Consider the following 14,200-nt stretch of genomic DNA (forward strand, 5'->3'; position numbering starts at 1 on the left):
GACGCTCAAGTACCACTTTCGACAAGCCACTTCTGGTCCGGCGAGTTGTTCCGGGGCACGGCCACCACCACTGCTCCCGCATCGGGTGACACAGGTGCGACCGAGAGCTTCCCTTCATCCTGCATGAGGAGTTGCCCGTCACGCGTCAGGTCGAAGCGGAGGCCGAACGAGCCGTTCCCTTCGGAATCGCAGGGTTCCAGGTCCACCACCTCGTCGTCACCCCCGGTGTCGAGGCACAGGTCCGGTTGGGCGAGATTTCGCAGCAGCCCGTCTCCCGTAGAGGTCCACTGCTGTGTCCGGGCCGCCGAGCACACGGAGAGGGTTATGTCGGCACCGCGCCTCGCCGCCCCACCTCGGATGTCCATGCACAGGTCTGCGGCAGCATTGCGCAGTCTGTCCCCCTGCGGCGTCACAGGGCGGGCCGTCGACGGCGCGGCTGGAGATGACGGGACCCCAGTCCCGCGTGGAGGCTGGGTATCCGTCGGCTCCGCGGCCTCGTCGGACCAGCGGACGGCTACCAAAAGTGCCGCCACCACGACGGCCGCGCCCGCAGCAATCCCTACGGCGAAGATCCTCGGGCTTATGCGCCGAGCAGCGTGCGGCCCTCCCTTCGAAATGCCGCCGGGGGCCCGCACGTTCTGGAAGTGACCGTCACGGGTGCGTACAGCTTCCGGGCCACCGGCGGCACTGCTCGGTACGCGCCTACGGCACGCGACAAGATAAGACTGGGCGTCCCCACCGAGCAACGCTTCCGCGAGCAGTACTCCTGGCTCCGTGAAGGAGAGTTCCAGTTGTTCAGCCGCTATCCGGCAGTAGGTACAGTCCTCCAAATGCACCTGCACTTCAACCAATAGAGAACCGCCGCGCTGCGGGGAGGCATCCAGGAGACGACTGTAGTTACGGCAAGGTCTGCCGTCCGACCCGTCGGCGTGAGCACGCAGGAGGGCAGCCCGCAGTTGCTCCCGTGCACGATCCAACTTGCCTCGCACCAAACCGCTTTCGATTCCGAGCAGAGCGGCGGTTACAGTCGGCGGCTCGGCCTCGACTTCCGTATGCCACAGAACGTACTGCGTGACTCTCGGAAGCATCATGAAAGCGGTGTGGGCGAGGCTTCGGCCCCCTGTCGACATCGTGCGCGTCGGCAGAATGCCGCTGGAGCCTTCCTCGGACCGCTCGGCCAGACACCGGGCCCTCTCTGCCTCCCTGACGGCGAGGAGCAGGCGAGGTCGGATGGCGCCGACAGACCCGGACTTGACGAGGTCCTGCACCACTTGGCGAAATGCCTCAGCTCCGAGCATCCTCGACAACTCGGCAGAACCAGCAGCACAGATCTCCGCGTAGTCGTAGAGCGATGGCCCATGGCGAGCCAACAGCGCGGCGACAGGCCGTACTCCGTCGATCTCCTCGGACATCCTCAGGGCGGCAACGAGGTCGTCATCGGATCCGCCCGCAGCAGTCTCAGGTGGTGAGCTGGAACTTTGCCACGAGTGATGGGTGGAGGACACAGACGAGCGTTCTTTCTCCTTGGGTGCACCGGACAGGTGCGTCTCCGGCCGATGCGGGGAACGATGACCGGCACGGACTGTGCGGCAATGACATCAAGAACGTGACGTCAAGTTGGGGGCCAGTCGGGTAATTTAACCCACCAACCTGGCGAAGGCGCTGAAAATGCGACGATTTGACTCGTGTAAGGAGAACGGCTGACTGTTTCAACTCTCGTGCACGTATGGCCACCCTGACACATCCGGACCACACCCAACAAGGGCGTTCAGTAGACGGAGAGTTCGAATCTATTAGTTACCAGCGGTAAATGCCTCTACGTCCAATCCCGACCCGTGGAAAATGCTTGAGAAATATGCCGGCATCAGCCCCTCCCTTCCCCGGCGCGTTCCAGAGGAGGAAGGTGCTGTTCCGCGAAACGGGCAGTCGGGCGGGCCGCGGAAGCCGAAGCAAAGTCGCCGCGCCGGGTATTGCTGTGCACCCATCCCCTGCTCGCCCCCGGGCTGCGTGTTCCCCGACGCCATGGACGGCCGGTCGAGGTGAGGGACACGAGGTTGGCGGGCCACTGTGTTGCGAGTGGCCCGCGCGGGGAAGGCGCCGTGCGACCAGCGACACTGGCATCGCGCGGAACACCGTCATCACCAGAATGATCGCCGCGACCACCAACGTCACCACCGCCCCGCCCAACGCGATCGCCATACGGGGGCCCCACGTCTGCGCCACCCGGGTCGCGGCCAGGGTGCCGAGGAACCGCCCTTTGTCCTGTCCGTCATCCGGTGATCTGTGTGTACAGATCGGACACGCCTTCCATGAAGGCGTCGGCGGACAACCGTTCCTCCGCCAGCGCCCGCACGTCCCGCCGGTCGCTGTCCAGTGCCTCGCGGATGTCCGCCATGACGAGGGACGGGTCGCGGTCGCTGACGGCTCCGGTGAGGTTGTACCGCATGAGGGAGGCGATGTTGTCCGCCGTGATGGGGCCGGCGTAGTGGTGGCCCGCGCAGAGGGTCGGTATACCCGTTGCCATGGCCTCCATCGCCCCGCGCCCGAGCGAGATCACGACGTCCATCTCCCCGAGCAGGTTGGGTATCGACTGGCAGGGAACGTGGTTGATGAGGATGATCTCGCTGCCGAAGCGGTCGCTCATGTCCCAGAACCCCGGGCCGTCGCCCGCCACGTACACGAGTACTTCCTCGCGGTCGATGTTCTCGATGATCTGGCCGAGCAAGGCCTCCCGCCCGGAGTCCAGTCGGCAGTAGAGCAGGACCCGAGGTCGCCGCCCGCCGCTCTTGGCGAGAACTGCGGGGAAGCGCTCCAGGTCGACGCCTTGGTGGACGAGGACTGCCCGGCCCGCGGGAAGGTGTCTCCGCTGCAGTGCCAGCGCGTTCTCCGTCATGCACAGGAAGCGCGAGCACCGCGAGACGAGGTAGTCGGACGAGCGACGACCGGCGTGGTGGACGGTTCTGAACGCCGGTACGTGCTCGTCGAATTGCATCAGCATCTCGTCGGGCACCTCGTCGACCAGGATCAGATCGGTCTTGCCCGACGGATCGATCTCCTCCGTCACGGTGACGGAGTCCATGCCGCGGAACGTCGAGGTCAGCGCGAAGCTGGAGAGAGTGTCGACGTTGAGCCGCACAATGTGGCCCGCTCTGCTCATGGTCCTGATCAGGTCGAGAACGAAGCTTTGCTGGCCGTAGGTGTGGTAGCGCCCACTCTGGCTGTACTTGCCGTCGTAGATCGCGTTGCTGCCGGTGGCAAGCAGGTAGGTGATGTGCATGCTTCCTCATCGGATCGCTGAGTGGGCGGCAGGTCCGAACTGAACCTGCCGCCCGTTCGCGGGAAGTCCGTGGGTCAGGAGCCCTTCGGGTACTGCTCGAATCCGAAGCGCCGGTCGAACTCGGCCTGGCGGTCCTTGTCGAAGAAGCGCACCATCTTGACCATCGGTCCCCAGCGCTCGTCCAGGCTCATGCCTTCGATGCTGAATCCGTGCTTGAGCTGGAAGATCATCGCGGTGCGGTTGCTCGGGTGGTGTTCGGACGTGACACGCTCGTATCCGACCGCTTGCAGGTACTCCAGCAGCTTGACGTGGATAAGGGTGGCGACACCCTGCGTGCGGTATTCGGGCAGCAGGCCGCTCGTGCCCAGGTAGAAGGTGTCGGGATCCGCCATCCGGCCTTTCAGCCACCCTATTGGCTTTCCGTCGCCGTCCTCGACGAGGATGCGTTCCTGGTGGAGAGCCCGGTATTCCGCGACCAGTTCTGCCGATTTGGGGCGGTAGGGGTAGGCGTCCCGATCGGGGAAGACGGACGCGTAAATCTGTCCGACCGCCTCCCGGAACGTCGCTTCGTCGACGCACCGGCCGACTCCGCCGCCCGAGCCCGGGAACCGCACGGGAAAGAAGCGACAGCGTATGTCGTCGATGGTTTCGAGGGTGTCGGAAGACGACATGAAATTCACCTGAGTTTGTTCTCGATTGTGGACGGGCGGCACAGTGGATGGGCGGCACAGTGGCCGCGACGGTCAGCGCAGGATTGAGTGGCGCGGGCCCGTATGGCGAGAGGTACGGCGTTCCATGCAAGCTGCCTCGCCTGAACACCCCATATTCGGCAGGAGACCCAGGGAACGGCGCCTAATAAATCTGGTCCCCGCCGCTTTCCTCGACCGGTTCCCGGATCACGACCATGCGGTGGGCGGTTTCGTCCCAGATGCTGACGGAGCCGGTTTCGTCGTCGACGTAGGTCACCTGCCCGATGCGGTCGACCTGTTCGGTGTAGCCCGGGAAGTCGCTGTCCTGAGCGGTGCCGGTGGACGGCCCCACGTCCGGGTAGAAGTGGGAACTGCCCGGGGCGGACGGAGCCATGAAGTAGCCGGTCCCCGAAGCGTCCCCGTCGTCCATTCCGGACATCGGCACATCATCCTCGTACGTTTGGCCGTTCGGGACGTCGTCTATTCCGGACATCGGCACATCATGCTCGTACGCCGACCCGGATGCCTGGCCGTCCGGGACGTTGGCCGCCTCCACCTTGTTGACGAGACGGGTGAGGGACCGTTCTGCCATGTGCAGCATTCGTGCCATCGACGACACGGTGTACTCGTTGCTGAGTGCGGCCACACTCTGGGCCAGGGCGGGGGGCATGCTCCTGGGCTCGATGTGCGACTTCTCCTTGCCCTTTTCCCTTCGGCGCCACTCGGAGTAGAAGTCGTCCGTCATCATCGACTTGATCGTGGCCCAGCCGGAGGATTCCTTGTTCATCGACTTGCGGCTTGGTTTGGATGACTTCTTCTTGCCGGCGTCCGGCTTCTTCTCGGCGTACTTGCCCTTCTCCGGCCTGCGGATGACGGGCGCTCCGGCTTCACGACCGTCGCGGGCCTCACCCCCGGTCCGATCCTTCACGTACCGGTAAATGGCGGACTTGATGGCCTCCAGGCTCCGCTCACCGTCCACCTGGCTGATGATCTCGGCGAGCTCCGCACGGCTCGCCCGCACTTCCATCTCCCAGTACTTCAAGATGGATACCTTGGCTTCCACCGATCCCCTGAGCCAAGTTTCCTGGAGATGCTGCCGGTGTTTTGGGTTGGTGATGATGCGATCGGCGCGCAGTCTCGACTTGATCTGGTCCGAGCCCTGGCCGACACGGGCGGCGCCCGCCTCGGTGCCCGCGATGTCTTGCACACGGTGGTAGGAGGAGAAGACTCGCTGCCCGCTCTCGTCGTAGTCCATCTCGACGTCGCTGAGGGACGGGGTCCTGTAGTTCCTCCGTGCGGCGAGCCCGGCCTCCACGATGCTCTCCGGGCCGTTGTTTTCGTAGGCGTCCTCGGACGGCTGCATGCGCGACAGGGCGGGCGTGGCCGGCATCTGCGACACGAGGTTCAGCATGTAGTTCTTGAAATCGGGGTCGTTGACGACGTGCGCCTGGTGCCGGTAGAGGTTCTCCAGCGATTCCCAGTAGTAGAAGCCGGGGTTCGGGTCGAAGTCGAGGTTCCCGAACCCCGCCGTGCTCCGGTAGTACTCCAGGGCTGCGGTGCAGCAGAGGCAGCCACGGTAGCGGCCCATGATGGCGTGCTTGCCGCGGACCTCCTTGGGTTTGATCCCGGACCGGTGCAGAGCCAGCAGCAGCTTCTGCTCGGCGTGCAGCAGCCCTTTCTCCTCTTCGAAGGTGAGCAAGAAGATCGAGCCTTCGAACTTTTCGCTGGTGAGCAGAAGGTGCAGCTCTTGCGGCTTCCTGATGCTTACCAGTGCCACGGGCTTGCCGTGACGCGCGCGTAGCGCCTCGGCTGTGGCGTCGTCCTCCCCGCCACGCTGTCCCGCCATGACTGCCTGGGTCTTGAGATCGGCCCTGTTCACTCGGTCCGAATACTCCCGGGCATCGGGTCCCGCCATCCCACGCTCCCGGCCAGGCGTGCTCTGGTGCGTCGAGACCATATCCGCGTAACCGTCTTCGCCGCCGCCGGTCGTGAACTTCTTGAGCTCGTCCATCGACTCGTTGTAGTTCGAGGCGAAGAGCAGCCGGTTGTTGATCAGCATGCCCTGGACCTCGCGCTCCCGGTCGTCTTTCGCGCCCCGCTCCTCCTGGACCCCCGCGACGGCGTCGTATACCAGGAAAGCCTGGTGAGAGAGGGTCTGAGAGGTCGCGTCGTCCTCCATGGAACGCGCGTACCGTCGCCGGACCTCATCGGGGCCCTGGCCGTGCCGTCCGCCGCCGTAGGCCTTGTCCCACTTTTCCTTGACTGCCTTGTCGATCTCTTTCGCCGTCTGCCGGGGCGTCTTCTTGTCGCCCGTGCCCGCGCGCTGCACGGGAGCTGTACCCGGACCGAGGAGGCGTGCGACGGCGCCATTGCCCGCAGTGCTCTGCAGGAAACGCATCCGGGCAATGGCGGCCCCATCGGCAGAGCGCTGGAGCACCCTGGCCGGCGCGGTCCTGTGGCGATTTCCGCCGGCTGACGGGGCCGTGCGGGCACCTGCCGCGAAGGCCGCACCGTCGGCCGCCGCTGTCCGCTCGGAGTCCTGTCCGGGGTTGGTCACGCTGAGGCCGGCGCCGTTGTCGTCGCCGGTCTCTTGGATGCCCCTGAGGTTCTTGTCGACATGGCCCAGCTCGTGACCCATGACCTCCTTGTTGCCGGCCATGCCAGGCCCCAGGAAGACATGTGCCCCCACCGTCATCGCCTGTGCGCCCAGGGCCTCGGTCGCCCGCTGCGCCACGTGGTTGTCGTGGATACGGGCGTTGGAGAAGTCGTTCTGGTAGAAAGCGTCCGCCTCGGCTCGCAGCGCACCGGACAGCGGCCGGCTCGGCGAGGAGACGGCGGACGCCAGCAGCGCACTCTGGGTGTCGGGGCCGACGCTCTCGCCACCGTTGTGACCGCAGCCGGACCCGTGGACATGCTGGTCCGGCCCCGCGTCACGAGCGACCACGCCGGGATCCGCCAGGCGTTGGAGCGAGGTCACTTCCGCGGAGGTGAGCGGACGGGGTGCGGGCGAGGCCTTCTGCCCAGCGCCTGACGTATCCCCGTCCGACTGCTCCGACCGTAATCGCATCTGGTTCGCCTCCGCGAGTGTGTCAATTCAACGGCTGATCTTGGTTGTTGAGTGGTCAGTTGTTGCTCGGGTTCAGGTGGCCCTCGAAAGCGATCTGGGGAGGCGTTTCTAGGCGCTGTTTCTCGGAGCTTTCTCCGTGAGCGAGGTGTTGGGGGCAGGCTGTCCGCATGTGACGTGGAGACCTGACGAACGCGGAGGGGGATCGGCTGGAGTCGTTCTTCCGCGTGGTGGTGCACGTGGAGACCGGTGGAGTGATCACCGGCGGGTGATCAATGGAGTGCTGTACCGGGTCCGTACGGGGGTGCGGTGACGGGATCTCCCGGAGCGGTTCGGGCCGTGGGAGACGGTCTGCAAGCGTCATGGTCGCTGGGCGGCGGACGGGACCTGGCAGATGCCGCTGTCGAAGGTGCAGGCCGCCGAGGCCACCGCCGGGCGGATCGACTGGGACGTGTCCGTGGACTCCACGGCGGTGCGTGCCCACCAGCACGCCACCAGCACGCCGCCGGCGCGCGGAGGACGTCGCCCGCCGCGGTTTCTCAAGGGGGCCGCCCGCGGACGAACCAGGTCGATCCGGTGCTTGGGAAACTGGCCGTCCGGCTGGAGGGGGTGGTCAGCTCGGCGAGTGTCCGAGAGCTCCCGAGGCGGTTTCACCACCAAGGTCCGCCTCGCACCCGACGGACGATGTTGGCTACTTGCCGTCCTCCTGACACCTGGACACTACGGAGAAGCTCCCCAGCTGCATCCTGTCCTGGAGCAGGTGTCGGTGCCCCGCACCGGAGTCGGCCGGCCTCGCACCCGACCGGACCAGGTCCTGGCCGACAAGGCCTGCACGTCCTGCGGGAATCGCCGCTACCTGCGACGACGCGGCGTATCGCACATCATCCCCGAACGGCTCGACCACCCCAGGTACCGCCAGAACCGCCGTTCCCGCGGCGGTCGGCCCATCGGGTTCGACCGAGAGCTCTACGAGAAACGCAACACCGTCGAGCGTGCCATCAACCGCCTGAAAGCCTTCCGCGCCGTCGCCACACGCTACGAGAAACGGGCCTGCACCTACCTCGGCACCATCACCCGCGCCGCACCCATTCATCTGGCTCCGCACATGATCCGAGAAACAGCGCCCAGGCCGCCGCCTCCGCCATCAGGACGACGACTGGCTCACCGGCCGACAAGTGGCCGGAACACGAGGTGTTGACCGAGTAGCCGCTAACGCGGATCTTCCTGCTCCCCAAGATGAGTCCTCGTGGCCGTGTCGCGCAGCGGGGGCGGACACCGTCTGCGCTTGTGCCTGCACCCGTCCCGTCGTCTGTGTTTCCGCCTGAGCGGTATTGGGTCCGTGGCCGACGAGGTCCGCGCCGGCCAGGGAGCCAAACGTAGTTGTCACAGCAGTTGCCTTGAGCGTGCGGTTCATGAGGACCTCCGAAAGCCAGGGAGAGTGCAAGTACAAGTCGGCGGAGCAACCAGAGGAAGCAGCTCAAGGATCTTCTCTGCAGTTCTTCAAGCTCTCGGCCGGAGTGCGTCGGCAACGGAGAAGACGCTACGGATTCGGTCCCCGGGGATCGTCACCCTGCGGTTGTCACTCTCGCGTAGCTCGCTCGGGGGACAGCGACAGGGAGACAGCAGCAGGAGCAGGACCCGGGTGAGCCGGGCGGCTGCCCATTTGCACAGCTCTTTGGCCACCCCGAGACGTGGTCGGTCAGAGGTGTACTGCGGCGCGCTGGATGGGTTTCGATCTGATCGATGACCTGCACGTAGCTGCAGCAGCTGACCAATCGGCTGCTGGAGTCCGCTCTGGAAGGTGAGGTCACCGACCACCTCGGCTATGACAAGCACGATGCGGCCGGGTTCGTTACACCGCTCGTTTGACAGACTCTCACCCGGGCTGGTGCCGCTCGCGCGCCTCGCCCCGCGGCGTGGTGACGACGAGACGGGCCCGGGATGCGGTGATCACCTCACGGAAGGCCGGGTCGGTAAGGAGCACGACCGGGGCTATACGGTGCGGCCACTCGGAGTGCCAGTGGGGCAGAGCGGTCTCTATGACGGTCCAGGCGTCGTCGGTGGCGCCGGACAGGGCGATCGTCCGGGCCGCGTCCAGGGCCTCCTGGAAGACGGGGGATTCGGGAAGCGTCGGCGGGGCGGTCGCGGTGGCGTGGGGGATCCAGTCCGTGACGGGCTTGCCTTCGGACATACGGAGCTCCGGCACGAGCACCGACGAGAAGTCCCTCCCAGGTCCGTACTCCTCCACCGTGCGACGCAGATACAGCGGCACGGCCTCCGCGCGTACCTGTTCGAGGCCGACCGCCTCGATGACATGCGGGCGCCCGAGGATGCCGTTGCGGACCTGGTGATGCGCGTAGGTCAGGTCGAGGAAGGCGCCCAGTATGACGGCCAGGTAGGCACCGGCCCCCGACCCCTTGACGGCGGCCTGCTCGAAGGTGGCCGCAGCCCTCTCGGCCTCGCCCCGCAGGGCCTGCGCACGGCCTTCGGCCACCAGCTCCTCGGCACCCTCTGGATGAACGGCGCTGCCTTCGTGGCCCTTGAGTTCCTCGAACGAGTTGCGCTCCGCCACGACCAGCTCGGCGAAGGACCCGTACCGGTCGCTCAGCCCCGGCGCCCAACTCGACCACGTGTACGCGGCCCACTCCCCGTCCTGCGACACGTCCCCGGAGTCCAGCAGCCACCGCTGGGCGTCGCCCTCGTCCGCGATGAGCAGGACGGGGCCCCTGACACACTCGCTCGCGTCGTCCGGCTCGTCGTCATAGGTGTCCATGTACATGTCGGCGTCATCGTCGTCGAGCCAGTCGAGGACGCCGGTCGTACACATCTCATACATGAACGGCCCGAGGTGTGACCAGCCGTCGGAGGCGCCCAGGAACGAGCGATAGCTGGGCGGGAGCCGGGTGCCGAGCCGGTCCTCCAGAGCCGCGATCCGCTGTTCGTCCGCGCCCTCGTAGCCCAGCCATCCGGTGGCCCGCCGCTCGTCGCTGACGTTGGACAACTCGCCCTCGGCCGACACCCGCAGAACGGCGGCACCGTACTCAGCCAGGTAGGAGCGCCACTGTTCGACGGTCCTGAGTCGCTCCGCGACCGTCCCGCTTTCCGGGTCGGCGGCAAAATCCCCGAAGTTTGATCGCACAGCACTCCTGACGTCCTGATGTCCCGATGCCCGAATGGTCGCTGAACGCGCCGGGGCCTTGGGCCTGTTCAGCACGCTCGGCCCCACACCCCGGCATCGCCCATGCTAGGGACACCCACTGACATCAGGGCCGGAGCCGTCGGCCCACCGGCACCGCACCGCCCAGGTCGCCGTCGGTCAGCCGGTGAGGTGGTACGTCCCCGGTATCGCTACGGCCTTCGTACGTACTGGTCAAGTGCGGCTGTGACGGACCACAGGTTCCGACGAGGGCCACTCTCACGTCCCGCGCGCAACCGAAGCGTTCAGCAAGTCAGCAAGTCAGCAAGTTCGAGGTCGCGTTCGACCACAGATGTTGAACGCCAAGCCAAGCAACCCAGCACTGAAGGCAGGGCCGCGGAATCAGTGAACGCCTCGGCCTGCGTGTGCTTCGGCGAGGAGGAGGTAGCTGCTGGCGGTCCAGGTGTAGGCGCGGTCGCGCAGGCCCGTTCCGGTCAGGGCGTCGAAGTTCTCGGCGAAGCCGTGGGTCTCGCACAGGGCGCGGAAGCGGGCACTGATGTCGTCGGCCAGACGATGGTGTCCCGCGCGACGCAGTCCGTCCTCCATGAGGACCGTGGCGGGGGCCCAGATGGGGCCGCGCCAGTAGCCGTCGGAGAGGTAGTGCGACGAGGTCGGCAGCTCCGTGGCCAGGCCGTAGGGGGTCAGATGGGCCTCGATGCGGGTGGCCAGCGCCTCGCTGATCTCGTCCGGCAGATGCTCCCCCAGCACGATGGGCATCAGGTCGAGAAGGCTGGAACTGTGCCAGGTGTCGCCGCTGTCGACCCCTTGGGCGACGAACCGGTCACCGGTCCAGAGCTGGTCGAGCATCGCTGTCTGCGTTGCCTCGGCGGCGAGAATCCACCGGTCTGCCTCCTTGGGTCTGCCCAGGCGCGTGGCCAGGTCGGCGAGTTCCCGGAGCTGGAGGGTGAGGAAGGCGGCCAGGTCCGCGGTGACGACCACACGTTCGGGGTCGAAGGTGGTTGCGTTGTCCCAGCCGCTGTCGTTGCCGTGCTGGTAGTGGGGCAGTACGGCGTCGGGGGCACGGCGTGCGGTGAGCCAGAAGTCGGTCCAGCGCGCCAGCCTGTCGTAGGTCTCCACCAGCTGATCCTGGGTGGGGGACGTCCGCAGCCGACGGCGCAGGTGACCGAACGCCCAGCCGTGGACGGGGGGTTTGACGAAGTTGCGGAGGACCTCGGAGTGGGTGACCGAGTCGGGCAGTGCCCCGGTCTCGTCCTGGTGGTCGAAGGGCAGGTGGTACTGGTCCCAGGCCAGTTCGGGGAGACCGGGGGCCAGCGCGAGCGCGTTGAAGCAGTGGTCCCAGCTCCAGACCTTGTCCATCCAGTGCTTGGACATCAGTACGGCGGGACGGGTGACGAGCCCTCCCGGACGTACGGTCGCGGACCACACCACGTAGGCGGCGAGTTCGGCGGCCGGGGTGAGGGACGAGCGCCAAGGGGCCACCGTGTCGACGAAGTCCGCGAAGGAGTTCCGCGCGACCTCGACGATCTTGTCGAAGGTCGTTGTCGGCGCGTACGGCGGGCGGGCCGTGTCAAGTTCCTCGACCGCGATTTCCCAGGTGGTCCGGGCATCTGTGCCGCCGTCGAGGGTGAGGCCCCGGTCGGCGCCGCCGAGGGCCTGGCCGCCGAACACGTCGGTCACCGTGCCGGCCAGCACGGTGACGCGGTAGCGGCGCCCGGTCTCGTACGACGTGAACACGTACGCGTCGGCCGCCGCGTCATGGAAGAAGTAGGTGCCGCTGAACGGGGTGAGTGCACGGGCCGCCGCGCACACCCTCAGCGACAGCCCCGTACCCCGCAGGCGTACGGTTTCCGGCGACTCGTAGGCGAGATCCACACGGCCGGCCGCGCAGGTCCAGCTCAGCAGGCCCGGTGTCGCCTCCACGCCGGTCCCGGCCCGCTCGCCCGTCGCGGCGTCGAGCGGCGTCAGGCGCAGAACGGCGTGCATACCGTTCTGGTGCGAGACGAGGTGGAGATCCTCGGTGTATGTCTTCTCGGCCACCACGGGCGAGATGTCGAACCAGGATCCGTTCGTGCTGAACGGGATGTCGCGGACGGAGAAGGCCGGGCCGGGGCGGTCGGCGGTCATGAGGCGTGACTCGTTTCTCAAGCAGGGGTGAGCGGCCGCTCCACCGGATGGCGGTGGAACCGCGGCGAAGGGGGAGGTCAGTCCTTGACCGCGCCGGTGGTCACGCCCGCGGCGACGTAGCGCTGGGCGAGGACGAGGATCACTGCGGTCGGCAACGAGGCCATGACAGCGGTGGCCATGATGGCGTTCCACTCCTGGTTGTTGTTGCCGATGTAGTGGTAGATGCCGAGGGTGATCGGCTCATGGGCGCCGCCGTTGACGAGCGTGCTGGCGAAGACGAAGTCGGACCAGGACCACAGGAACGCGAAGAGGGACACCGTGACGATCGAGTTGCGGCTCATGGGCAGGACGATCGACCAGAAGGTGCGCAGCGGTCCGGCTCCGTCGGTCTTCGCGGCCTGGAGGAGTTCGCCGGGAATGCCGGACATGAAGGCGGTGAAGATCAGCACGCCGAAAGGGACGGCGAGCGTGGAGTCGGCGACGATCAGGCCGGGGACCGACTGGAGCAGGCCGAGCTGGAGGTAGACGGCGTAGAAGCCCATCGCCATGATGATGCCGGGGATCATCTGGGCGGCCAGCAGGACGAAGTTGAGGATACCGCCGCCGCGCGGGCGCAGCTTGGCCAGCGCGTATCCGGCGGGCGCGGCCAGGGCCACGGTCAGGAGAACGGTGCCGAGACCGATGACGAGGCTGGTGCCGAGGTACGGCAGTTGCTCGTCGAGCACCTTGCGGTAGCCGTCCAGGGTGACGTGGGTGGGGAACAGGTCCGGCGGACTCTTTCGCATGTCCTGGTCGCGGGTGAGAGACACGTTGAACATCCAGTAGACCGGGAAGAGCATGAGCGCGGTCAGCAGCACGCCGACGGCTGTCTTCCACCAGGTGCGGCCGGCGTTTCGGTTCATGACAGTGCCTGCTTCCGCTGGACGCGAACGTACATCAGGCCGAAGACCAGGGCGGCGACGACGAGGAGGTTGCCGACGGCCGCACCAGGGCCGAAGGCGGGCAGGAGGTTGCCGAAGCCGAGTTGATAGGACCAGGTGGCAAAGGTCGTGGACGAGTCGGCCGGACCGCCCTTGGTCATGATCCAGATGATGTCGAAGACCTTGAGCGTGTAGACCAGTCCGAGGAGCAGGGTGATCGCCGACACCGGGCGCAACAGGGGGAAGGTGATCCGCCAGAAGCGCTGCCAGGCGTTCGCTCCATCCAGGGCAGCGGCCTCGTACAGGCTTGTGGGAATGGTCTGCAGGCCGCTGTACAGCACGACCAGATTGAACGGGACGCCGATCCAGATGTTGGCGATGATCACCGAGGTCAGGGACCACGAGGGGGACGTCAGCCAGTTCACCGGGTCGATGCCGACAGCACCCGAGAGAGCGTTGATGATGCCTGATTCGCTGTTGAGCATCCAGGACCAGGTGGACGCCGACACGATCAGTGGCAGCAGCCAGGGCACCAGGAACAGGGCCCTCAAGATGGCGGACAGCCGGAAGTGCTGGTGGAAGAAGACCGCGAGGGCCAGGCCGACGGCGTACTGGAAGACCAGGCATACGACGGTGAACACCACCGTGTGGGTGAGCGCCGGCCCGAATGTCGGGTCGTCGAAGACCTTCCGGTAGTTGTCCAGCCCGGTGAAGGGCGCGTTGCCCTGGACGAAGGAGCGGACGGTGTAGTTGCGAAGGCTGAGGTCGATGTTGCGGTAGAGCGGATAGGCGTAGAAGAGGACGAGGTAGAGGGTGACCGGGGCGAGGAAGGCCCAGGCGGCCCACTGTGGGGAGGCCGGACGGCGCTGTGTCCGTGCGGGGGACGGGGGCGGGGCGGCGGTGGCCGCCCCTTTCCGGAACTGTTCGGAGCGGCGGTCCGGCAACTGAGTCGTGTGGTTCATCTGCGGA

8 protein-coding genes and 1 pseudogene are annotated in these 14,200 nt (G+C 66.6%); 1 reads left to right on the plus strand and 8 read right to left on the minus strand.

The window, feature by feature from the left end; genetic code table 11:
• Positions 1-5: 5 nt before the first annotated feature.
• From K3769_RS32315 to K3769_RS32330, 4 genes are all read right to left on the minus strand, one after another.
• A complete protein-coding gene (locus K3769_RS32315) occupies positions 6-1,412 on the minus strand; it encodes an RICIN domain-containing protein (protein WP_267029792.1) in 1,407 nt (468 codons plus the stop codon).
• An 857-nt stretch (positions 1,413-2,269) separates the two neighbouring features.
• Positions 2,270-3,277 (minus strand): glycosyltransferase family protein, encoded by a 1,008-nt coding sequence (locus K3769_RS32320; protein WP_267029793.1) that lies wholly within the window; start codon positions 3,275-3,277, stop codon positions 2,270-2,272.
• 74 nt (positions 3,278-3,351) lie between these two features.
• Positions 3,352-3,948: a GNAT family N-acetyltransferase gene (locus K3769_RS32325; protein WP_267029794.1), complete on the minus strand. Its 597-nt coding sequence runs from the start codon at positions 3,946-3,948 to the stop codon at positions 3,352-3,354.
• Between the two features lie 181 nt (positions 3,949-4,129).
• Positions 4,130-7,033, minus strand: a complete 2,904-nt coding sequence (locus tag K3769_RS32330) for an eCIS core domain-containing protein (RefSeq protein ID WP_267029795.1) — start codon at positions 7,031-7,033, stop codon at positions 4,130-4,132.
• 182 nt (positions 7,034-7,215) lie between these two features.
• Between K3769_RS32330 and K3769_RS32335 the strand changes: the two are divergent.
• Positions 7,216-8,228 (plus strand): annotated as a pseudogene (locus tag K3769_RS32335) (transposase).
• 678 nt (positions 8,229-8,906) lie between these two features.
• Here the strand turns inward: K3769_RS32335 and K3769_RS32340 are convergent.
• From K3769_RS32340 to K3769_RS32355, 4 genes are all read right to left on the minus strand, one after another.
• A complete protein-coding gene (locus K3769_RS32340; RefSeq protein ID WP_267029796.1) occupies positions 8,907-10,169 on the minus strand; it encodes an SMI1/KNR4 family protein in 1,263 nt (420 codons plus the stop codon).
• Positions 10,170-10,568: 399 nt separating this feature from the next.
• Positions 10,569-12,311, minus strand: a complete 1,743-nt coding sequence (locus K3769_RS32345) for an amylo-alpha-1,6-glucosidase (RefSeq protein WP_267029797.1) — start codon at positions 12,309-12,311, stop codon at positions 10,569-10,571.
• A gap of 77 nt (positions 12,312-12,388) precedes the next feature.
• Positions 12,389-13,213, minus strand: a complete 825-nt coding sequence (locus K3769_RS32350; RefSeq protein WP_267029798.1) for a carbohydrate ABC transporter permease — start codon at positions 13,211-13,213, stop codon at positions 12,389-12,391.
• The gene (locus tag K3769_RS32355) at positions 13,210-14,193 is read right to left on the minus strand and encodes a carbohydrate ABC transporter permease (RefSeq protein ID WP_267029799.1); all 984 of its coding nucleotides are present in this window, start codon (positions 14,191-14,193) and stop codon (positions 13,210-13,212) included. Before K3769_RS32355 ends, K3769_RS32350 begins: the two co-directional genes overlap by 4 nt.
• Between the last annotated feature and the right edge of the window lie 7 nt (positions 14,194-14,200).

This window comes from Streptomyces ortus (assembly GCF_026341275.1).
In the GTDB taxonomy this organism is placed as follows: domain Bacteria; phylum Actinomycetota; class Actinomycetes; order Streptomycetales; family Streptomycetaceae; genus Streptomyces; species Streptomyces ortus.